General features: G+C 61.7%; 15 protein-coding genes, 1 tRNA gene and 1 pseudogene. 7 read left to right on the forward strand and 10 right to left on the reverse strand.

The features are described from left to right. Nucleotides 1–224: 224 nt before the first annotated feature. From BGN91_RS13480 to BGN91_RS13510, 7 genes and pseudogenes are all read left to right on the forward strand, one after another. Entirely contained in the window at nucleotides 225–992 is a 768-nt protein-coding gene (locus BGN91_RS13480) for an NYN domain-containing protein (protein ID WP_292613925.1), read from the forward strand. Between the two features lie 188 nt (nucleotides 993–1,180). Then, nucleotides 1,181–1,438: pseudogene (locus BGN91_RS13485) on the forward strand (ATP-binding domain-containing protein); the annotation flags it as partial. 450 nt (nucleotides 1,439–1,888) lie between these two features. Next, nucleotides 1,889–5,410 carry a DUF3883 domain-containing protein gene (locus BGN91_RS13490; protein WP_292613927.1) on the forward strand — a complete coding sequence of 1,174 codons (3,522 nt, stop codon included), beginning with the start codon at nucleotides 1,889–1,891 and terminating at the stop codon, nucleotides 5,408–5,410. A gap of 74 nt (nucleotides 5,411–5,484) precedes the next feature. Continuing rightward, nucleotides 5,485–7,803, forward strand: a complete 2,319-nt coding sequence (locus BGN91_RS13495) for a DUF1156 domain-containing protein (protein ID WP_292613929.1) — start codon at nucleotides 5,485–5,487, stop codon at nucleotides 7,801–7,803. Next, the gene (locus BGN91_RS13500) at nucleotides 7,794–8,357 is read left to right on the forward strand and encodes a hypothetical protein (RefSeq protein WP_292613931.1); all 564 of its coding nucleotides are present in this window, start codon (nucleotides 7,794–7,796) and stop codon (nucleotides 8,355–8,357) included. Before BGN91_RS13495 ends, BGN91_RS13500 begins: the two co-directional genes overlap by 10 nt. A gap of 19 nt (nucleotides 8,358–8,376) precedes the next feature. Further along, complete coding sequence (locus tag BGN91_RS13505; RefSeq protein ID WP_292613933.1) at nucleotides 8,377–11,697, forward strand: DUF499 domain-containing protein; 3,321 nt, start codon at nucleotides 8,377–8,379, stop codon at nucleotides 11,695–11,697. Nucleotides 11,698–12,126: 429 nt separating this feature from the next. Next, a complete protein-coding gene (locus BGN91_RS13510; RefSeq protein WP_292613935.1) occupies nucleotides 12,127–13,005 on the forward strand; it encodes a zincin-like metallopeptidase domain-containing protein in 879 nt (292 codons plus the stop codon). A gap of 335 nt (nucleotides 13,006–13,340) precedes the next feature. On the opposite strand, the gene BGN91_RS13515 is transcribed toward BGN91_RS13510, so the two are convergent. From BGN91_RS13515 to murA, 10 genes are all read right to left on the reverse strand, one after another. After that, nucleotides 13,341–13,416, reverse strand: a tRNA-Phe gene (locus BGN91_RS13515). A gap of 142 nt (nucleotides 13,417–13,558) precedes the next feature. After that, nucleotides 13,559–13,738 carry a DNA gyrase inhibitor YacG gene (gene yacG / locus BGN91_RS13520; protein ID WP_292613937.1) on the reverse strand — a complete coding sequence of 60 codons (180 nt, stop codon included), beginning with the start codon at nucleotides 13,736–13,738 and terminating at the stop codon, nucleotides 13,559–13,561. After that, complete coding sequence (locus tag BGN91_RS13525) at nucleotides 13,728–14,351, reverse strand: Maf-like protein (RefSeq protein ID WP_292613939.1); 624 nt, start codon at nucleotides 14,349–14,351, stop codon at nucleotides 13,728–13,730. Before BGN91_RS13525 ends, yacG begins: the two co-directional genes overlap by 11 nt. A 121-nt stretch (nucleotides 14,352–14,472) precedes the next feature. Continuing rightward, entirely contained in the window at nucleotides 14,473–14,661 is a 189-nt protein-coding gene (locus BGN91_RS13530; protein ID WP_292613941.1) for a hypothetical protein, read from the reverse strand. Next, nucleotides 14,658–15,815, reverse strand: coding sequence for a PepSY-associated TM helix domain-containing protein (locus BGN91_RS13535; protein WP_292613942.1), 1,158 nt, complete (start codon nucleotides 15,813–15,815; stop codon nucleotides 14,658–14,660). Before BGN91_RS13535 ends, BGN91_RS13530 begins: the two co-directional genes overlap by 4 nt. An 8-nt stretch (nucleotides 15,816–15,823) precedes the next feature. Continuing rightward, a complete protein-coding gene (locus BGN91_RS13540) occupies nucleotides 15,824–18,139 on the reverse strand; it encodes a TonB-dependent siderophore receptor (RefSeq protein ID WP_292613943.1) in 2,316 nt (771 codons plus the stop codon). A gap of 320 nt (nucleotides 18,140–18,459) precedes the next feature. After that, nucleotides 18,460–18,927, reverse strand: a complete 468-nt coding sequence (locus tag BGN91_RS13545) for a low molecular weight phosphatase family protein (RefSeq protein ID WP_292613944.1) — start codon at nucleotides 18,925–18,927, stop codon at nucleotides 18,460–18,462. A gap of 93 nt (nucleotides 18,928–19,020) precedes the next feature. Next, entirely contained in the window at nucleotides 19,021–19,515 is a 495-nt protein-coding gene (locus tag BGN91_RS13550) for a UPF0262 family protein (protein WP_292613945.1), read from the reverse strand. A 333-nt stretch (nucleotides 19,516–19,848) separates the two neighbouring features. After that, on the reverse strand, nucleotides 19,849–21,138 hold the full coding sequence (hisD, locus tag BGN91_RS13555; protein WP_292613946.1) for a histidinol dehydrogenase: 1,290 nt from the start codon (nucleotides 21,136–21,138) through the stop codon (nucleotides 19,849–19,851). Nucleotides 21,139–21,451: 313 nt separating this feature from the next. Further along, nucleotides 21,452–22,741, reverse strand: coding sequence for a UDP-N-acetylglucosamine 1-carboxyvinyltransferase (gene murA / locus BGN91_RS13560; RefSeq protein WP_292613948.1), 1,290 nt, complete (start codon nucleotides 22,739–22,741; stop codon nucleotides 21,452–21,454). Nucleotides 22,742–23,013 lie beyond the last annotated feature (272 nt).

The following is a 23,013-nucleotide window of genomic DNA, read 5'->3' on the forward strand; positions in this document are numbered from 1 at the left end:
TAAGTCACGGCAATCCGCCCTGCACTCAAATTCACGGTTGTGGTGATGACCGGCTGGCCTGCGCGACCCGGAATTGCTTCGGATTTGGTCCATGCTTCAAAGGTGGCACGGTTTTGCAGACCGTGAGCGAACGCGAAACCTGGCCCATTTAGCTGGTTGACTCAATTACCATCGCCGTCTCCAGAATTTGTGATTATGTTTCCATCTGTGTAGGGGGATAGGTCATGTCTTCTGAACTTCGTTCGCGTCGTCTCGCTGTTCTAATCGATGCAGACAATACTTCCGCGAAAATCGCGGATGGATTGTTCGAAGAGATTGCTAAAATCGGAGAAGCAAGCGTTCGCCGAATCTACGGCGACTTCTCCAGCCCTCGTTCTAAAGGCTGGGCGGATACACTTTCGAAACACGCCATCATACCTCAACAGCAGTTTGCCTACACCACAGGCAAGAATGCGTCCGACATCACCTTGGTGATCGATGCAATGGACCTACTTTATAGCGGTCGGTTCGATGGATTTTGTCTTGTTTCCTCGGACAGTGACTTTACCCGCCTCGCCGCCCGCATACGTGAGCAAGGTGTCGATGTTTTTGGATTCGGTGAGCAGAAAACTCCGGAGAGCTTTCGACAGGCCTGTCGGAAGTTCGTGTACACGGAGAATCTGTTTACAGATGCTGCCAATAGTCAGGATGCGGCCTCAATTTCAAAGCCTCTTCGGCCCCCGGGCGCAGCTACTCCCATTATTAAAAAGGTCATCATGCAGATGGAGAGCGAAGACGGTTGGGTCCCGCTAGGCGAAGTCGGGAAACAGCTTGCTAACCTGGCCTCCGACTTTGATCCCAGAACCTTCGGCTTTCGCAAGCTAAGCGATCTGGTGCGAAAGACAAATTCGTTTGAAATCGATCACCCCAAAGGTGGCTCCATGCGAATTCGCACAAAATCCTCCACCAAACCACCTTCAAAATCGAAGACTCCCGCCAAGACTGGGACCTGAAAAGGAGTCGCTCGAAGCAAATAGTTTCTGGGTTAGCCACCGTCTTCAGGCGGCGCATTGATCTGATGGGGAACAGTCACAACCGGGGCGGAGTCGGCGCACGTCCCTTGGACATCGGCGCTCAATCCGATCGACGAACGCAAGGTCGAAAGGTTCGGCTGGTATCCGAGGGTGTTCTCACAACGACCTTCGATGGCCGAACTGTCACCTATGTATTTGGCGAACTGGACATGCTGGTGCCCGCTTACGCTGCCACGATTCACAAGAGCCAGGGCTCCGAATATCCGGCCGTTGTAATCCCGATGCTCACTCAGCATTACGCCATGCTGCGGCGGAACCTGCTCTACACCGGGGTCCCGCGAGGCAAGAAGCTGGTCGTGGTGATAGGTCAGAAGAAGGCTGTTGCGATCGCGGTGCGCAATGTCTCAGGCATACGGCGGTGGTCAAACTGGCAGAGTGGCTGGATTCTCGATCACCCGGTTAGTGGCTCATCGATCGTGGAAAAAATAATGGCCACGTCCGTTCATCGCCTTTGGCCTGGCTCTGCGCGCGAACGGCAGGCGGAAGGCGCCGGCAGGGCCGAGGCCATTGCGGAGTCCGCTACCGATGCCCTCGATCTCATTCGCAAGGCGCGCGATGCGCGCCGCGCTGCTGCCGATGCCGCTGCTGATCCTGGCCGGCTGCGCGACGACGACGGCTTCCGTCGGGACTGATGCGGTCACCTGCTCGGCCTTCGAGCCGATCCGGTGGTCGAAGAACGATACCGACGGGACGATCCGGCAGGTCAAAGAGCACAACGCGGCCTGGAAGGCGATCTGCGCTCCGCAGAAGCAAGACTAACCGAGGGAATTCCGGTTGTTTTCCGGGCCACGATCGGTGATCTATCCTGGCCAAGGATGGATCACGTGCACAGCTTCGAAGACATAAAACCCGGCGCCCGCCTGCGTGGCCTTGACCCCGCTGGGGTCGCGGAGGTCGTTCAGGTCGCTAAATTCGGCCCCGATGCCTTGAACCTGGTCTTCCGGGTAGATGGTCGGGTGGGCGAGCGCCTCGTCTATCGGGGCGAGGAGATCGGCTTCGAATTCCTCGAAGCGGGGCGAACCTATGCATTCGACGCCGACGGCGGCTTGCTGCGGCTTGCTTCCGAAGCATACCGAATCCGGCTTGCGTACCTTTTCGACCCCTACCTCGCGGTGAGCGCTTCCCAGATCGAAGCGCTTCCCCATCAAATCACAGCCGTTTACGGGGAAATGCTTCCCCGTCAGCCGCTTCGCTTTTTGCTCGCGGACGATCCGGGCGCCGGAAAAACCATTATGGCGGGCCTGCTGATCAAGGAGTTAATGATCCGCGGCGATCTTGAGCGTTGTCTCATTGTTGCACCCGGCGGCTTGGTCGAGCAGTGGCAGGATGAAATGTCCGAGAAATTCGGACTGGCCTTCGAGATTCTAACCCGCGACCAGATTGAAGCGTCGATTACCGGAAATCCCTTCGTCGACAAGAGCCGCTTGATCTTGCGGCTAGATATGGCCGCACGATCCGATGAGCTGAAGGCCAAGCTTCAAGCAGCGCCGGATTGGGATCTCGTGATCTGCGACGAAGCCCACCGCATGGCTGCGTCCTATTTCGGCGGCGAGGTGAAGGAGACGCAGCGGCACAAGCTGGGCAAGCTTCTCGGTACGAGAACCCGGAACCTGCTGCTCATGTCGGCGACGCCGCATAACGGCAAAGAAGCCGACTTCCAACTCTTTATGGGCTTGTTGGACGCCGACCGCTTTGAGGGCCGCTTCCGCGAGGGCGTGCACAAGGCCGACGTGTCGGACATGATGCGCCGGCTTACCAAGGAAGAGCTCTATCGCTTCGACGGGACTCCCCTGTTTCCTGAACGTCGCGCCTATACAGCGAGCTATTCGCTGTCGCCTGCGGAGGCCGATCTCTATCAGGCGGTCACCACCTATGTGCGCGAGGAAATGAACCGAGCCGACCGGACCGGTGATGACAAGCGCCGCATGAATGTGGGCTTCGCGCTCCAAATCCTCCAACGGCGTCTCGCGTCTTCTCCGGCGGCAATTCATCGTTCGTTGGAACGAAGGCGAAAGCGGCTCGAAGAAAGGCTCCGCGAAGAAAGGCTGATGCGGCAAGGTGGAACGGTGCCGCTCGCGAAAGCGCCGGACCTGCCAACCTACGATCCCGACGACATCGAAGAAGTACCGTCAGAAGAAGCAGAAGCCGCCGAAGAGCAAATCCTCGATCAGGCGACGGCTGCACAAACACTCGCCGAGCTCGAAGCGGAGATCGCTATTCTCGCCGACCTCGAAGATCGTGCGTTGCGCCTCAAGCTCTCCGGACAGGACGCGAAGTGGCGTGAACTGGAATCGATCCTCGACGAGCCAATGATGCTCGATCAGGCCACCGGCTTGCTGCGCAAGATACTGATCTTCACCGAACCGAGGGATACGCTCGAATATCTTCAACAGAAGATCACGGCCCGCATTGGCGACCCTGCGGCAGTTGTCGTTATTCATGGCGGCATCGCGCGCGAAGCTCGGCGGGCCGCCATCGCGGCTTTCAATTCCGATCCTGTTGTCCGCGTCATGATCGCGAACGATGCCGCTGGCGAAGGCGTCAACCTTCAGCGCGGCGCCCACCTCATGGTCAACTATGACCTGCCTTGGAATCCGAACCGCCTGGAACAGCGCTTTGGCCGCATCCACCGCATCGGCCAAACGGAAGTCTGCCACCTCTGGAATCTGTGCGCGGTCAACACGCGCGAGGGCGAAGTCTATCGCCGTCTGTTGGAAAAACTGGAGGAGGCGCGCGCAGCGCTCGGCGGCAAGGTCTACGACGTTCTCGGTGAATTGTTCGAGGGCCATGCGCTGCGCGACCTTCTGGTCGATGCGATCCGCTATGGCGATCGCCCGGAGAAGAAAGCCGAGCTCTTTCGCAAGGTCGATGGTGCGGTCGATGTGGACGCGATCGAGAAACTGGTCGCCGAACGCAAGCTCACATCGGAAGGCATGGACCCGCACGCGGTCAGCGAAATCCGCGAGCAGATGGAGCGAGCCCAGGCGCGCCGGCTCCAGCCGCATTTCATCGGCGCGTTCTTCCGCGAAGCCTTCACGATGCTCGGCGGGCGCATTGCCGAACGCGAGAAGGGCCGCTTTGAAATCACGCGGGTGCCGTCGATCCTGAAGGAACGGGACCGCCTCATCGGCCGCTCCGATCCGGTGCTCGATCGCTACGCCCGCATCACCTTCGAGAAGAATCTTATCGCCGGCCAGCCGCAGGCCGAGCTTGTCGCGCCCGGCCATCCCCTGCTCGAAGCCATCGTCGATGTCGTCCTTGAGCGGTTCCAGCCGCTACTCGTTCAGGGCGGGGTGCTGGTGGATGAAGCGGATACGGGTAACGAGACACGTCTCTTGCTCTATCTCGAACATGCAATCCGCGATGGCCGCACCGGGCGCTCTGGCGAACCCCGCACGGTGTCGCAGCGGCTTCAATTCACCTTCCTGAAGGAGGACGGCAGCGCGGTCGATGGAGGACAGGCTCCCTATCTCGACTACCGCCCGATCACCGCGGACGAACGCAAGCTCGTCTCCGACGCCATCACCGCGCCCTGGCTTTCGGGTCAGGTGGAAAGCCGCGCGCTGGGCTACGCCATTCAATCGCTGGTGCCGCAACATCTCGAAGAGGTGAAGACGCGGCGGATCGTCGAAATCGACAAGGTCGAACGCGAAGTCAGGGCGCGACTCACCCGCGAAATCAATTACTGGGATGTGCGCGCCGCCCGGCTGCGCGAGGAGGAACGCGCTGGCAAGGATCAGCGCATCAATGCCCAGAACGCCGAGGCGACGGCCGCGCGTCTCGTCGAACGGCTGCATAAACGGCAAGCGGAACTCGATCGCGAGCGCCAGATCTCGGCGTTGCCGCCCGTCCTCAAGGGAGCGGCGCTGGTGATCCCAACGGGGCTCCTGAAAGCGCGTGCGCCCGAAGTGCCCCCGCCCGAGGCGAAGCCGGACGGATTTGCGGAAGACCCGGTCGCCCGCGCGATGTTCGAAAAGCTCGCCATGGAGGCGGTCATGGCGGCGGAGCGTATGCTCGGCAACGAGCCGCGCGATGTGTCCGCTGAAAAAAAGGGCTACGATATCGAAAGCCGCGATCCCCGCGCCGGGCACCTCCGCTTCATCGAGGTGAAGGGCCGGCACGCGGATGGCCGCGACGTGATCGTGACCAAGAACGAAATCCTCGCCTCGCTGAACGCGCCTGAGGCCTTCGTCCTCGCGATCGTGCAGGTCGACAGCGGCTTTGCGCGGGAGCCAGTCTACGTGCGGCAATTCTTCAAGCGGGAGCTGGGGTTTGCAGAAACGGCGGTGGTCTTCAACGTGAATGATCTGCTATCCCTTGGAGCAGGGCCGGGTTGAGGCCCTAATTCTAGGGATGCCCAGTCACCGCTGATCGCGTCGGCCGCTTTCCCTCGTCTTTTCAGAGAGTTGGCATGGCAGCGAGCCCGCGCAAGAAACTGATCGAAGTCTCGATTCCGCTAGAGGCAATCAATGCCGCCTCGGCGCGGGAGAAGTCGATCCGGCACGGGCACCCTTCGACCTTACATCTGTGGTGGGCGCGTCGTCCCCTGGCAGCTTGCCGGGCGGTGCTGTTCGCGCAGCTCGTGGACGATCCTTCGTCGTGGCCGGACAAGTTCCGGACCGAGGAGGCGCGGGACGCCGAGCGCAAGCGCCTGCACAAGGTCATCGAGCGGCTGGTGCCTTGGGAGGCTTCGAACGACGAGGCGGTGCTGAACGAAGCGCGATGGGAGATCGCGCGCTCGGTAGCCTGGGGCTTGGGCGAAGAGCCGCCGCCAAAGGGCGATAGGAAGGCGGTCCTCGATTATCTCCAGGCCAAGGCGCCTCCGGTCTATGACCCGTTCTCTGGCGGTGGGTCGATCCCTTTGGAGGCGCAACGCCTCGGGCTGCGCGCCTATGGCTCGGACCTCAACCCGGTGGCGGTGCTGATCGGCAAGGCGCTGGTGGAGATCCCGCCGAAATTCGCCGGCATGCCGCCCGTCAACCCAAAGGCTCAGGCAGAACTCAAACGTGGGCGCTGGAACAGCAAGGGGGCGCAGGGCCTTGCTGAGGACGTGCGCTACTACGGTCAATGGATGCGCGATGAAGCCGAAAAGCTCATCGGCCATCTTTATCCGAAGGCGAAGCTGCCGGACGGATCGGAAGCAACGGTGATCGCTTGGCTATGGGCGCGGACCGTGCGCTCGCCCGATCCGGCTGCGAAGGGCGCGATGGTGCCGCTGGTCTCGTCCTTCATGCTCTCGACCAAGGATGGGAAGAAGGCTTGGGTTGAGCCGGTGCTCGATCCGAAAGCTCAGGATGGATACCGGTTCGAGGCGAAGAGCGGAAAGCTCGCAAAGGATGAAGAAGGGCGACTCAGAGACGGGACCATGTCGCGCTCTGGGGCGACTTGCATCCTGACCGGTACCTTCATGCCCTTTGAGTACATCCGCGAGTGCGGACGGCGTGACGGTCTGGGAAGTCGATTGATGGCGATGGTCGCAGAGAGCGAACTGGGCCGAGTGTATCTCACGCCGACCGCCGTCCACGAGAAGGCCGCGGAAATAGACAAAATAGCCGCTGAAGAAATTGCCGTCTCGATACCTAACAACACTAGAGACTTCCGAACGCAGTTGTATGGGTTGCCTACCTTTCGCGACTTGTTTACCGCGCGACAACTTCAGGCGATGACGATGTTTTCTGACCTCGTACCTAAGGTCAGAGAACGGGCGTTTAAGGACGCAACTGCCGCGAATCTCGTGGCCGATGAGGGTCCCCTCCGCGCAGGCGGCACCGGCGCGGCCGCCTATGCCGACGCTATCGCTACCTACTGCGCGTTCGCCGTGAGCAAAGCATCGACTCGATCATGCGCTCTTGCTATTTGGGAACCGGGAATGGGACGGCTTGCGGGCGCGCTTGGGCGGCAAGCCATTGGTATGCAATGGACGTATGCGGAGACCAATCCTCTCGCTGGGGCAGGCGGCGATATTCAAGGGACCGCCAATTCGGTCGCAGAAAACATAGACAACCTTGGCATCGGTGCGCCGGGCGAGGTCAAAAACCTTGCGGCTCAAAGAAACATTTTCTCCGATCGCCCCATTCTTATTTCGACGGACCCGCCATACTATGACAACATTGGCTATGCCGATCTTTCCGACTTCTTCTACATTTGGCTTAAGCGTTCGCTAGGACCGGTTTGGCCGGACCTATTTCGCCGGATCACAACGCCTAAGGAAGAAGAACTCATCGCCGCGTCTTACCGCCACGGCGGTAGAGAAGACGCGGAGGTTTTCTTCATGACGGGCATGGGCCACGCCCTCACCGCGATGCGAAAAGCTTCCGTGGATAGCGAGCCGCTCACCATATTTTACGCCTTCAAGCAATCTGAAACAGGCGAAGACGGCGTGACTTCCGCTGGTTGGGCCACTTTTCTTCAGGCCGTGATCGATTCCGGCTTGGGCATCGACGGCACATGGCCCATTCGCACGGAAGCCACAAATGCGCTGAAAGCGCACATCAACGCGCTCGCATCATCCGTTGTCCTGGTCTGTCGCAAGCGCAGTGCTGCGGCTGAGACTGTGACACGGGCCGAGTTCATCCGAGCCCTGAAGCGCCAGATGCCCGAGGCCATCGACAAAATCCGCAAAGCAGGTGTCGGTCCAGTGGACATGCAGCAATCGGTCATCGGACCGGGCATGGGCGTGTTCTCGCGTTACGCCAAGGTTCTCGAGGAGACGACAGCGCCATGTCGGTGAGAACCGCGCTTTCGCTGATCAATCGGGTCTGGGAAGAAATCGAGAACGAACTTGATACGGCCTTCGACGCTGAAACGCAGGTCGCGCTAGCCTGGTTCGCCACCTACGGCTTCGATGCCAAGCCCTCCGGCGAACTGATCACGCTCGCAAACGCGAAGAACGTGCCCCTCAATGCGCTCTTCGCTTCGGGCGTTTTCTCAGACGGCAGAGGGAAGGCGGGCCTCACCGCGCGCGTCGATCTCCCGGAGGATTGGACGCCCGCCTCCGACAAGGCTTTGACCGTATGGGAATGCGTGCAGCACACAGCGCGCGTGCTGAATGCCGAAGATGGTGGCGGGGAAGCCGCGGCCCGGCTTGTTTCGGAAATGGGATCGAAGGCCGGTGAGGCCCGCGCGCTCGCCTATCGACTCTATGAGATCGCTTCGCAGAAAGGCTGGGCCTCGGAGGCTTTGATCTACAATGAGCTCGCCCAGGAATGGCCGAAGCTCGAAGAACTGGCGTCCACCGCCGGCGCGCGCCGTGCGGCGACCGGCGCCCAAGCCGACCTGTTCTGATCGGCCGGAGGATCGCACCATGTCGGCCGAGAAGGAAACGCTGCGACGGGTTCAGGACGGGCTATTCCACCTGCAAAAGGGTCTAGCGCCGTTCGTCGAAGGCCGCATGAAGGGCAAGCACGGGGCGAACTGGCTGCATTATGCAAGCCGCGCCACGGGCGGCAGCCCGAGCGCAAAGCTTGACGCTTACGGTCTTCTGAAAACCATCGTCGACAACTGGCGCGAAGTCTTCGACGACGCCTTCGGCCGCAACGACAAGCACAAGGCGCGCAATTTCACCTCGATGGCGCTTGAAGCGCGCAACGCGATCTCGCATCTCGCAATCGGGCTGCAAGACGACGAGGCGCTCCGCTATCTCGATGCCATGCACCAGCTTCTCAAACTGGTGAAGGCGCCGGCCGGCGAGATTGCCGAGCTTCGCAAGCTCTACGACGAGCAGCGGCAGTCGGGCGCGACGGCCAAACCGGCCGCGACAGAGTCGCCTCCCGCGCCCGCACCGAAATTCGATCTTCCGATCGGCGACGCGCTGTTGAAGCCGCTGAAGCCGTGGATCGAGGTCGCGCTTCCGCATCCGGACGTGCTCGCCAACCGATTCAAGGAGGCGGAATTCGCCGCCGATCTGTTCGCGGTCGATGCCGGCCACGCAACCGACGACTACGCCCTGCCCGAGAATTTCTATCGCATCACGTTCCTGACCGAAGGTTTGAAGCGGGTGCTCACGAGTAGCTTGCAGCGCGTCGCCGACACGGGCGGCGATCCGGTCATCGGACTTCAAACCGCGTTCGGTGGCGGCAAAACGCACACGATGCTTGCCGTCTATCACCTCGCCAAAGCGGCCGACCTGAAGCACCTAGAAGGCCTGGCGCCGATCGCCGAGATCGCTGGTGTGAAGGCATGGAAGCAGCCGCGGGTCGCGGTGTTTGTCGGTTCCTCGAAAGGCACGGACGTTTCGCTGAACCTCAAGGACGGCCCGGAGGTCCGCACGCTCTGGGGCTATATCGCCTGGCGCCTTGCCGGCGATGCCGGCCTCAAGCTGGTGGCGCAGTCGGAAGCCGCGCGGACGAATCCCGGCTCGGAGATCATGGTCGAGGTGCTGAAGCTCGCCGGCCCCTCGATCATCCTTCTCGATGAGCTCGTGGCGTTCGCGCGCCAATTGCCGGACGAGCGCTTCGAGGCGTTCCTATCCTTCATTCAGTCGCTCACCGAGGCCGCGAAGATGGCGCCCGGCGCGCTCGTGGTCGGCTCGCTGCCGGAGAGCGATTCCGAGGTCGGCGGCCAGAAGGGCAAGGAAGCGCTGCTTCGGCTTGAAAAGATTTTCGGCCGCGTGCAATCGCCATGGATGCCTGCGTCGGGCGACGAGACCTACGAGATCATCCGCCGGCGCCTATTCCAAGCGCTCGATGCCGACGGCGAGAAGGCGCGCGACGAGACCGTCAAAGCCTTTCACGATCTCTATCGGAAGAACCAGGCCGAGTTTCCACCTGAGGCCAAGGAGAAGCGCTATGAAGAGCTTTTTCGCCTTTCCTATCCGATCCATCCCGAACTGTTCGATCGGCTTTCGAAGGATTGGGCGAGCCTCGACAAGTTCCAGCGCACGCGCGGCGTCCTGCGCTTTATGGCGAACGTCGTGGGTGTCCTATGGCACGCTCAGGTCCGCGATCCTTTGATTACGCCTGCCCGCGTGCCGATTGCCCATGAACGGGTGCGGGCAAGCGTCCTCTATCCACTCGATCCGGCCTTCAGCGCGGTAGTCGATAAGGAAGTGGACGGCGACAGCTCTTTGCCCGCGCGGATGGAAGCGAACCCCTCCCGGCGCATCTCGCAAGCTCGCGCGGCAACGCGTGCGGCGCGCGCCGTCCTCCTCTGCTCCGCGCCGCTGGTCGGTCAGCCCAATGCGGGCCTTACCGGCCAAGGGCTTCGTCTTGCCTGCGCCGAACCGGGTGATCAACTCGCGATCTTCGGCGAGGCGCTGCGCGAACTCACCGAGCGCGCGACATACCTTTATGAGGAAGCGGGCCGCTACTGGTTCTCGACCCAACCGACGCTGAACAGACTCGCCGATGATCGTGCCAAGGCGCTGCCCGAACACGAGGTAGACGCGGCGATCGCGCAGATTCTTCGTGATGATGCCGACCCCAAGAAGGGCGGCTCGAAAGGCGGCTTCCATCACGTCCATACCGTGCCGGACGATCCCATCACGATCGACGAGGCTAGCGCGCTGTCGCTCGTCATTCTCGGTCCGTCGAGCTTTCATGCCGGCAAGGGGGCATCGAAGTCGCCCGCGACCGACGCGGTCACTGAAACACTGATGCGTTGCCGCGCAACCCAGCGGCGCCTTCGCAACACGTTGATCTTCGTCGCGGCGGACGAGACCCTGCTGAGCACGGCGCGGGAGGTGATGCGGAAGGCCATTGCCTGGCGCGAGATCGCCGACGACGAGCGACTTCAAAAGCAGCTTCCGACCGGCCAGATCGCCGATGCCCGCGAGAAGGCGAAGACGAATAAGGATGCGGCGCTGAAAGCGGTTCGAGCTGCCTGGAGCCACATCCTCTATCCGATGAAAAGCGATACCGCCGGCAAGCCCTTCGATCTCGAACACGATCCGATCACCGCGCGCGACCGCGCCGCCGTTCCGATCGTGGTCTATGACAAGGCCAAAGCCGACGGCATTGCGCTCGAGAAGCTTGGAACGGAGCGCCTTTGGCTGGCGCTGAAACCGATATGGCCAGACGATCGGCCGCACTTGGCGATCTCTGACGTAGCCGACTGGTTCTCATCGTATGTCTATCTTCCAAAGCTGCGCGACGGCGTTGTGCTTCAAGCAGCGATCCGCGATGCCGTAGGGAAGCTCGATCCAACCTTCGGCTATGCCGATGGCTTCGATGAAGGAACGAGGCGCTATCGGAATCTAATTTGGGCGAAAAGCCCACCCGATATCATGCCGCCAACAGCGGTGCTCGTGCGCGCCGCCGAGGCAGTTGAGCAGCTCAAGCAGCACGCTGGGGCCGCCGAGGCCCCAACTGGCGCGGGCGGCGGACCATCGCCGACCGAAGGACCGACAACGCCAACCGACGGAGGAGCGGCTCCGGCCGAGGGTGGCAATCCGCGCCGCTTCTTCGGCTCGGTTGAGATCGACATGGTTCGCCCGGTGAAGTCCTTTGATGCTATCTTGAATGCGGTCGTAATGGAGCTTCAGCGGACCCAGGGCGCAAAGGTGAAACTCACGCTGGAGATCCAAGCCGAAGCGCCATCCGGTTTTCCCGAGGGAGAGGTCAGCGTCGTTCGCGACAATGCCAAGCAGCTTAAGTTCAAGGCGGAATCGACCGGATTCGAGGACTAGCTGCCCCAACGCTCAGGCGCCCGAATGGCAAGGTGTTGGCGAGTTGACAAACGAACGCCCCGGACTTGCGTCCGGGGCGTTTGTTCAACCCCTTGTTCGATCAAGGGGAATTTGGTTGCGGGGACTCTGACCCTCAGGTTATGAGCCTGACGAGATGAATTTCAGCCAACTCGCGTCCCGGTCGGACTAATCAAGGCTCGGTTTTCCGCCGGGCATCTTCCGTGTTGGCAGCTAGCAGTTACGAAACGTTAACCAATCCAATTTTCAGAGGACACATATTTCCGGCACACGTTTCAGCGCGCGTGAGGCCCCCGCCCTGGCCATGTACCCCCCGGGGGTGAATTTCCGCGCACCGCGCTGACCCGCCACGACCCGCCGATGGCACGCGACCTTTCCTGGTCGCATCCCCTACAGCCATCGGATACCCCAATGAAACGCGATCTCTATATGGAAGTGTCGGCGCGCATTGTTGCCGAGCTGGAAGCCGGCGCCGCGCCCTGGATCAAGCCCTGGTCAGCCACTCCCGGCGCGAACACGCCATGCAACGCTGCGACCAATCGGCCCTACTCCGGTTGCAACGTCGTTCTGTTATGGATGGCCCAGGCGGCGGGATACCGCTCGCCGCGGTATCTAACCTTCAAGCAAGCCCTGGAGTTCGGCGGCAACGTTCGCAAGGGCGAGCACGGCACCAAGGTCTATTTTGTCAAGCAACTCGAAATCCGCGACGGCGCCGATGACGGACCGTCAACCCGGCTTGTGCCCATGATGCGCGAGTACACAGTTTTCAATGTAGACCAGTGCGACGGCCTTCCCGAGAGCATTACTGCCGGGAAGCCGATGCGCGTTCGCAATCCTGACGCAAGGGACGACCTTGCGGACCAGTTCTTGCGCGCAACTGGCGCCGATATCCGTGAAGGCCATGGCGAAGCGTATTACGTGCCGAGCCGGGATTTTATCTCCATGCCCGCGTTCGGCGCCTTCAAGAGCGCGGATCATTTCTATGGGACGGCGTTTCACGAGCTAACGCATTGGACGGGACACAAGTCTCGCCGTGATCGCGATTTTAAGAACCGCTTTGGGTCGCGAAGTTATGCTGGGGAAGAACTGGTCGCAGAATTGGGCGCCGCGTTCCTATGCGCTGAGTTTGGGTTTGACGGCGATCTTCGGCACGCGGGCTACATCGCCCACTGGATCGACCTTCTGAGGGCCGACAAACGCGCCTTCTTCACCGCCTGCAGTCAGGCGTCAAAGGCGGCTGACTATCTGCGCGGTTTGGCGCTGGCGGAGCCAAGCGAGGTTGCGGCATGACAAGGGCTAACCGTCGGCATGAGCCTCTTTTCGACATCCATCCGGTGACGGGCGCCAGCATTGAGATTTTCTATGCTGACAACGGGCTCACCACGTTCGGCTGGCGCGGTGCCGGTTGGTTTTGGCACCTGAGGCGAAGCGGTGCCGCGCCTGACGGTGAGGCGGTCGGGCCGTTTCCAACAAGTTACTCGGCGTATCGGGACGCGCTTCGGTCGTCAAAATAGGCCGGTTAACGCGCTTTTTTGCGTGCGGTTGCAACTAGGTTGCAATGACGATCCAGCGAAAAATGACCGGGACGGGTTATGGGATTTCATTAAGCCCGTACAATCGCTTAATGGTGCCCAGGGGCGGGATCGAACCACCGACACTGCGATTTTCAGTCGCATGCTCTACCAACTGAGCTACCTGGGCGTCGCCCGGCTTCAGCCGGGACGCGCCGGTTTATAGTCAGGCCCGATGGCCCTGTCCACCCACCGCACGGTTTGAAACCGCGCCGGGTGATTTTCTCAAACCATTGACCGCATGATCCATCGCCGTCCCAAAGGCGACTGGGCTATTCCGCATCTTCGTCGGTTGTCTTGCCGCCGGGGATGGCGTAGCCGCCAGACAGCCAGCGATTGAGGTCGACATCGCGGCAACGCTCCGAACAAAACGGAAATGATGCGGCGACAGCGGGCTTGCCGCAGATCGGGCAGCGCTTTTTCGGGCGCGCGTCGGCTTTTTTAACCGGCATTCAACCAGCCGGAGCGGATCGGAAATCCCTCGCCGCCGAGCAGCGAGAAGGATTCGTAAAGCGGCAGGCCGACCACATTGGTATACGACCCTACCAGCTTGACCACGAACGAACCGGCGATGCCCTGAATCGCGTAGCCGCCTGCCTTGCCGCGCCATTCGCCGGAGCCGATATAGGCCTGGATGTCATCCTCGGCCAATCGTTTGAAGCGCACCCGCGTTTCAACCAGACGCTGGCGGAAGTTTTCCTTCGGCGTCACGAGGCAGATCGCGGTGTAGACGCGGTGATTGCGCCCGGAAAGCAATCGCAGACATTGCGACGCCTCATCCGCCAGATCGGCCTTGGGCAGGATGCGCCGGCCCACCGCGACCACGGTGTCGGCGGCCAGAATAAAAGACCCGCGCAGTTCGTCGTCGAGCTGCACCGCCTTCAACGCTGCATCGGCCTTGGCGCGGGCGAGGCGGTTGGCGCAGGCGCGCGGCAGCTCGCCCCGCGTCGGCGTCTCATCGATGTCGACAGGACGCAACGTGTCGGGCTCAATGCCTGCCTGATTGAGCAGGCTGAGCCGCCGCGGCGAACCGGAGGCGAGAACGAGTTTGATGCGGCCTGACATGCGGGCTTCATGGTGTCGGGGCGAGGTCGATGCGCGCGGAACCTATCGGAAGGCACGCCGTTCGACAACCGGGGATCGACCGGCCCGCCCGGAACCCGCGAAAAAATCCGCGCCACCTTGACTACGAGCCGCGCCGAACGAACCCGCAATACAGCACGACGGGAATCGCCAGCACGATCCAGGAAACACCGTCCCAGATGCCGTCGCCGAGCAGCGCCGAGAGCAATCCGATCGTGCTCAGGACCGCAATGACAGCCGGCCATGCGAAAATCTGGCGGACGGTCAGCCGCCGAGCGCGCGCCGGGATCATGATAACAGCGGGTGGTTGACCGCAGCCGCGGCGCCCACGGCCTCGCGCGCGGCGCTTTCGCCGGGCTTGCGGCGCCGCAGCCAGAGATAGACGCCCGTTCCGAGCACGATGATGGTCATCATGTCGAGCAGCGCCCAGATGATCTTCAGTGGCATTCCGCCATAGTCACCGAAATGCAGCGGCTGCGAGACGAACAGCGTCGTGACGTACCACGGCATGTTGCGGCTGTCGGTGAGCTTGCCGGTTTCGGCGTCGATCAGCGCCGGCTTGAGCAGCCGCGACGTCACCGGCGTATCGCCGCGCATGAATACCGTATAGTGGCTCTTGCTCGAGAAGATCGTGCCGGGAAATGCGATGAATGACGGCAGCATGCCGGGCACCGCTTTGGCCGCCACCTCCGCGGCTTCCTGAACCGGTGTCGGATGCGCGGGCAACGTGCGGTCGCGATACTGCGCCGTCATCTCGGCGAGTTGCCCGGACCGCCACATCTTCAGCACAAGGTCGGCCCAGGTGTTGATGACGCCGGTGAATCCCACCACCAGCGTCCACATCACCAGCAGGATGCCGGCGAGGTTATGCAGGTCGAGCCAACGCACGACGCGCGGACGCTCGGCGCGATAGACGCCGAACTTCTGCTTGCGCATCGACGGCGCATAGACCACCACGCCGGAGATGATCGCGACACAGAACAGAATCCCCATCAGCCCGAGAAACAACTTCCCCGGCAGGTCGGCGAACATGTCGCTGTGCAGCTTGAGCATGATGTAGGTGAAGCGCCCGGTGACGTCGGGCGCATCGAGATAAGATCCGGTATGAGCGTCGACACGGACGATGCGGTTGTCGGCCGGGTTGGCGTCGATGGTCTTGCCGACGCTGACCAGCATCGCGTTCGGATCGTCGCGGTCCCAGATCAGGAAATGCGGCACCTGCCCCGGCATCGCCGCCACGGCGCTCGCCACGACGCGATCGAGATTCGCCGGCGGGGTGCCCTCAGGAACGACGGCGGCCGCGACCTGGTCATGCAGCAGCTCGTCGATCTCGTCGTGAAAGATCAGCGGCAGCCCGGTGATGCACAGCATCAGCATGAACAGGGTGCAAATGATGCTGGACCACTTGTGAGCCCAGCTCCATTTGCGCAAGGCGCTTGTCGTCATGCCCTCGCTCACTTCGTGATCAGAGGCGGACCGGGATCCGCGTTCCAGGCGTACTTCAGGGACAGCAGCACCGTACGTCCTTGTCCGTAGGTGCAGTAAGCCAAACTGCCGAAGCAGTTCGATACGTAGGATTTGTCGAATAGGTTACTCGCATTGAGTTGCGCCTTCCAACCCCGCATGTCGGGCCGGAGATAGCCGAAATCATAGCTGACCATCGCGTCGAAGAGCGTATAGGCCGTGACGTCAATGGTATTGGCGGAGTCGCCCCACAAATTGCCCACATAGCGAACGCCTGCGCCGACGCCGAGGCCTGCCAGATCGCCATCAAACCAGTTATACTTTGCCCAGAGGGCCGCCTGGCTCAAAGCTACGTTGGGAACATACTTGCCAACGGTTCCTGTGTTGCTCGCAATCACGCGCGGATCGAGATAGGCGTAGCTGCCGATGATCTGGAACTCGCGCGTAACGTTTCCGCGCGCTTCAAATTCGAAACCCTTCGACCGCACGGCGCCCGTCTGAACGCTGAACAGCGGATTGACAGGATCGGTGGTGAGCACGTTCTGCTGGGTGAAATCGTAATAAGCCGCAGTGAGCAGCAGGTTCCAGCCGAATGGCTGATACTTTACACCAGCTTCCCAGCCCTCGCCCGTTGTCGGCTTGAACGGCCGACCAGCGCGGTCGGTGCCGCTGAGCGGCATGAAGGAGGTCGAATAGTTGGCAAAGGGCGCCAGACCGAAGTCGAACAGGTAGCTCAACCCGGCACGACCCGTGAAGGCGCTGTCGTCGGTGTGATAGACGCCCGGGGCCGGATAAAAGGCCGAACTGATGAGATCGGCTCTCGCCTGGTCGTGTCGTCCGGTCAACGAAAGCGTGAAGCGGTCTATCTTGATCTGGTCCTGGATATACTCGCCGAGCCGGTCCTGCTTCGCATCGGTATGAATGAACGGGGTCAGCGACGAGGCCGGCGGGATGGCGGCCCCATAGACGGGATTATAAACGTCGATCGGCGCAATCCCCGCAAACCGGTAGTCGGCATTGCCCCTGAGATGCAGATAGTCCACCCCGAACAGCACCTTGTGCTGGAAAGGCCCGATGGCGAAGTCGGCCTGCAACTGGTTGTCCAGCGCGATATTGTTCGAACTCGACAAGACGTAGTTCATCGACCGGTTAAGTGTCCGCAGGTCGGCCCGCAGGCCTTCGCTGCGGAATGCGGTCGCGTCCGTATTGACATCGGTATAGCGGAAGTTCTGGCGGAACTGGAACACGTTGTTGAAACGGTGCTCGAATTCGTAGCCAACCATTCCCTGCTCGTCCTTTATCCGGTCCACGCCCGGTTCGCCGAAATAGCGGCTATAGGGAATGGAGCCGTTCGGATTCGGCAACAACGTTCCCTGACCGGGCACGTATTGCTGATACCCCTTGTTGTCGATGTTGTGATAGCTGCCAAGCACCGTGAATTTGGTGTCGCTGGTCGGGCGCCAGGTCAGGCTTGGCGCGATGAACAGCTTGTTGTCCTGCTGATAATTGATCTGGGTGTCGCTCTGGCGCGCCAGTCCGACCAGCCGATAGAGGAACTGTCCTTCCTTATCGATCGGTCCGCCAATATCGAACGCGCCTTGAAACCGGTTGAACGAACCGAACTGTCCCTCGAAATTATAGTGGGGCGTCTCCGTCGGGAGCTTCGACACCATGTTGATGAACCCGCCCGGATTGGTCTGACCGTAGAGTCCCGAAGACGGCCCCTTCAACACTTCGATGCGCTCCAGATTATAGGGCTCGGCGCGGGCCGCGGCCCACTGCACGCCGGGATCGACCGGTAATTTCAGCCCGTCAAGGAACTGTTCGGCCAAAAAACCGCGGACGTAGACAGGATCGAATTTTGAGTTTGCACTGTAGGCATCGAGCGACACGCCCGGCGTGTAACGCAACGCCTGCGGCATCGTCGAAGCGGCCTGATCCGCGATTTGATCCTTCGGTACGACCGAGATCGTCTGCGGTGTCTCCAGGATCGGCGTATCCGTCTTGGTGCCGGTTCCGCTGCGGGTGGCAAGATAGCCCCTCACCGGCCCATTGGCACGTTCGACGCCGGCGCCTGCATTCTCCTGCGGGACAACCACCTGACGCTGCACGGGCGCGGCGGCGCGGCGACTTGTCTGTGACGAGCGCGCCGCATGGCGAACAGGTTTCGCGCGGCGCGCTGGCTTCGACTGTGGCGCGACCACCGTCACCGTCGGCAGCTCGGATTGCGCATGACCTTCATTCGGCAAAGCGACCGACAATGCAACGATACTGACGGTCGCAAGGCACACGCTCTTTGAATTCATTCTCAGCATCGTGATGCGCCCCCATAATCGCGACCGAACGAGCCTTGGCACGTCACTAGCATCGCGATTTGCGCTGTCGACCGATGTGCGATTAGAAGCTCTACAAAGTTGCGCGGGCCGGATTGCGTGCGACGTGTTTGTGCTTGCGGCACAGGGGTTTCCTACGCCAATGGCGCAAGATACTTTGGAGCTTGTCTAATTCTAAATACGGCGACGTACAGGAATTTGGATCACACCGATCCCGCGCGCGCCCCAACACCGCACCATCCCGAAACCGCCGTCGCCGCGCCTGCGAACCCGCGCGATCAACGCTGCTTTAGCTAAAGCCCCACATTGCCGCCCCGCGCGAAACGTTTACGGATGCGCAACAGCAATCCGTCGCAGACCTCGCGATAGGCCTGAATGCGCTGCTCGCGGCTGCCCTCGATGGCGGTCGGATCCGGCGTCGGCCAGTATTCGACGTCGGCGGCAATCGTGCGGGTCAATTCCAGGGCCTTGTGGTGGGCCTCCGGCGACAGCGTGACGATGAGATCGAAGTTGAGGCCTTCCCAGTCCTCGAGTTGCTCGAACGTCAGCGGCCGGTGTCTGGAGATGTCCTGGCCGAGTTCGGCCATCACGGCGACGGCAAACGGATCGAGCTCGCCGGCCCGGACGCCCGCGGATCTGACATACAGCGTTCGCGGAAACATGTGGTGCAGCAGACTCGCCGCCATCGGCGAGCGCACGCTGTTGAGTTCGCAGGCGAACAGGACCGACTGCGGATTGTGCACGCGCGCAGGCGCGGCCATGCGCTCAGGCCGCTTTCGTTTCGCGCGCGCCTTCCGCGCAACCGTTTCGCATGAAGCGCGACGACAGCCGGTGCTCCGTGATTCGAACCATCGTTAACCCTTCCAGTGCAGCACGGAGATCAACGTGAACAACCGCCGTGCGGTCTCGAAGTCGACACGGACCTTCCCGCTCAGCCGCTCCTGCAGCGTGCGCGAGCCCTCGTCGTGGATGCCGCGGCGTCCCATGTCGATCGCCTCGATCCTGTCGGGCGTCGCGGTCCGGATCGCCTGATAGTAGCTGTCGCAGATCATGAAGTAATCTTTCACGATCCGCCGGAACGGCGTCAACGACAACAGGTGCGTCACCACCGGCGCGCCGTCTTCGCGCCGGATGTCGAACATCAGGCGATTGCCGGTGATCGCGATATGCAACGTGAACGGACCGCCTGCCGCGCCCTCCGGCGCGAACAGATTCTTTTCCACCAGATCGTAGATCGCAACCGCCCGTTCGTGCTCGATATCCGGCCCGGAACGCCCGATCGACTCCTCATCGAGCGTGACCGCCACGATGCGATTCCGGGATTCTTCCTTTGATGGGGCCTTGCTCATTGCCTAATGGTCCAATTCCAACATTCGCATCCCATTTCGGCGCAGTTCTTCTGCGAATGTTGGAATTAAAGGACCATTAGAGCAATATTGAATGCTAGTGGAGCTTTGAATTTGACATTCGCCTTGGGAAACCTCGGCGCGGTGAGAGGCGAATGTCAAATTCACTCCACTAGTACCGCCGATTTGAAATTCCTGCACCACTTGCAGCGGGTTCGTCTTCGGGAATTTCAAATCGAAAGCGGTACCAGAATCATAAAGTTGCCTAGTACCCTTTGCTTTCCGAAGTTCGTTAAGGGAGTGTTGCGGTGTCTCACGAACTTCGGAATCGGGACACTAGTTGAGGCGCACTCCGACCGAGCGGGCATGAGCGTCAAGACCTTCGGCCTTGCCCAGCGTCATCGCCGCCGGCCCCAGCGCCCGCAACTGATCCGGCCCGCACTTGAGGATCGACGTTCGCTTGAGGAAGTCAAGCACGCCGAGGCCCGACGAAAAGCGCGCCGAGCGCGCCGTCGGCAGCACGTGATTGGAGCCTCCGACGTAATCGCCGATCGCCTCCGGCGTATGCGGTCCGATGAAGATCGCACCGGCATTGCGGATCCGCGTGGCGAGACCTTCGGGATCTGATGTCATGATCTCCAGATGCTCGGCGGCGATGGCGTCCGCGAGCGTCGCGGCTTCATCGAGGTCCTTCACGAGGATGACGGCGCCGAAATCGTTCCATGAGGCCCGCGCGATCTCCGCCCGCGGCAGCGTCGCGAGTTGCGCTTCGACCGCGCGCTCGACGTCGGCGGCGAGCGCCTCGTTGTCGGTGATGAGGATCGATTGCGCGCTGGCATCGTGCTCGGCTTGCGCCAGCAGGTCGGCGGCGATCCAGTTTGCATTGCCGGTGTCGTCGGCGATGACGAGCACTTCCGAGGGACCGGCGATCATGTCGATGCCGACCTTGCCGAACACCTGGCGCTTGGCGGCCGCGACATAGGCGTTGCCGGGTCCCACGATCTTGGCCACCGGCGCGATCGTCGCGGTGCCGTAGGCGAGAGCGGCGACGGCCTGCGCGCCGCCGACGCGATAGATTTCGGAAACGCCGCCGAGCCGCGCCGCCGCCAGCACCAGCGGATTGATCCGACCATCCGGCGAGGGCACCACCATGACCACGCGTGCAACGCCGGCGACGTTCGCCGGCACCGCGTTCATCAGCACCGAAGACGGATAGGCCGCCGAGCCGCCGGGCACGTAAAGCCCCACCGCCTCGATCGCGGTCCAGCGCGAGCCGAGTTCGACCCCGAGCGCGTCGGTGAAGCGGTCGTCCTTCGGCAGTTGCCGGCGGTGAAAGATTTCGATGCGGTCGCGCGCCAGCTTCAGCGCATCGAGCGTCGCCGCGTCGCAAGCGTCCACGGCGGCGTCGATCTCGGCTGCGGTAAAGCGAAGGCCATCGGCATCGACGGAGAGCCGGTCGAACTTGCGCGTCGCCTCGATCAGCGCTGCGTCGCCGCGCGTCTTGACGTCCTCGACGATGGCGCGGGTGGCGGCCTCGATATCGGCCGAGACCTCCCGCTTGGTGGCGAGAAACGCCTTGAAGCGCGAGGCAAAATCGGCGCTGCGGCTATCGATGCGGATGGGCATGGGATATTTTCCGGCAAATCAGCAAGAACAAGTTCGTCACGAGGACAGGGCTCAATGGCGCGACCCCAAATCGCCGTCAACCCTTTGTGGCGGCGGACGAACCTATAAATTCCGCCCCCGGCTCCGGATGCCGCGGGACGATCCCCGCCTCTAGTGTCCCGATTCCGAAGTTCGCATACCCTTGCAGCAACCTTTGATGCGAACTTCGGAATCAAAGGGATACTAGCAACTTTATGATTCTAGCGTGGTTTAGGTCAGAGGTTTCGCTTGACGGACTCGATTGGGCAATGAAGCAAACTTCTGAACCACCACACTAGTCGCGGATCCGTTCGATCGAGGCGCCGCACGCCGACAGTTTTCCCTCCAGCCGCTCGAAGCCGCGATCGAGATGATAGACGCGGTTGACCATGGTCTCGCCTTCGGCGGCGAGCCCCGCGATCACCAGCGACACCGAGGCGCGCAAATCCGTCGCCATGACCGGCGCGCCGCGCAACGTTCCGATACCCTCGATGGTGGCGGTTTCGCCGTCGAGATGGATGCGCGCACCGAACCGCGCAAGCTCCTGCACGTGCATGAAGCGGTTTTCGAAAATGGTCTCGGTGATGCGCGACGAGCCCTTGGCGCGCGTCATCAGCGCCATCAATTGGGCCTGAAGGTCGGTCGGAAAACCGGGGAACGGCGCCGTCGAGACCGTCACCGGATTGATGCCGGCACCGTTGCGGGCCACTCGTATGCCTTCGTTGTTCGGCGTGACGACGACGCCCGCCTCGCCCAGCACATCGAGCGCGGATTGCAGCAGTTCGGGCCGCGCGCCACGCAGCAGCACCTCGCCGCCGGTCATCGCCACCGCCATTGCATAGGTGCCGGTCTCGATCCGGTCGGGGAGCACGGTGTGCCGCGCGCCGCCGAGCCTGCTGACGCCCTCGATGACGATCCGCGGCGTGCCCGCGCCGGAAACCCGCGCGCCCATTTTGTTAAGACAGTCAGCGACGTCGGCGATCTCCGGCTCGCAGGCCGCGTTGGTGATGACGGTGGTGCCCTTCGCCAGCGTCGCCGCCATCATCGCGACGTGGGTGCCGCTCACGGTCACCTTGGGGAAATCCACCTCGCCTCCGCGGAGGCCGCCGGGCGCTTTCGCGATCACGTAGCCGCCGTCGATTACGATCTCGGCGCCGAACTTTTCCAGCGCGACGATCAGGAGGTCGACCGGACGGGTGCCGATGGCGCAACCACCGGGCAGCGAGACCTTCGCCTCATGCATCCGCGCCAGGAGCGGGGCTATTACCCAGAAACTCGCTCGCATCCTCGAGACCAGCTCGTACGGCGCGGTGGTGTCGATGATGTCGGCGGCCGAAATGTGCAGGGTCTGCCCCTGATATTCGTGATCGCCAGGGCGCTTGCCCGCCGACATGATATCGACGCCATGGTTGCCGAGGATGCGCTGCAACTGTGCGACATCGGCGAGCCGCGGCACGTTGTCGAGGATCAGTGTCTCCTCGGTCAAAAGCGCCGCGATCATCAACGGCAGCGCCGCATTCTTCGCGCCGGAAATCGGAATGGTGCCGTTGAGCTTATTGCCGCCGACAATACGAATGCGATCCATGCCGATTCCTGTTTTCGAAGGATGAACTATAAGGGAAATCGCCCGACGCTCCAAAGCATGGAAAATTAAGGCGACATGAGGGGCTTACGGCGAAATGCCCGGAGTCGTCCACCCTTTGACGACACGCCTCGCCGAACCGCACCTGTCGCGCGCTCGAAGACGACGATTCTTCATTCGTCCCGGCATTCCGAATCAGATCGATTCGCTGCGGCAGCCTGATCGGCGCGGCCGCGGGACTGCAATTTTCGCCGCTTGAGATTTTCGCGCAACGC

Origin of the sequence: Nitrobacter sp. 62-13, from assembly GCF_001896955.1 — a bacterium.
In the GTDB taxonomy this organism is placed as follows: domain Bacteria; phylum Pseudomonadota; class Alphaproteobacteria; order Rhizobiales; family Xanthobacteraceae; genus Nitrobacter.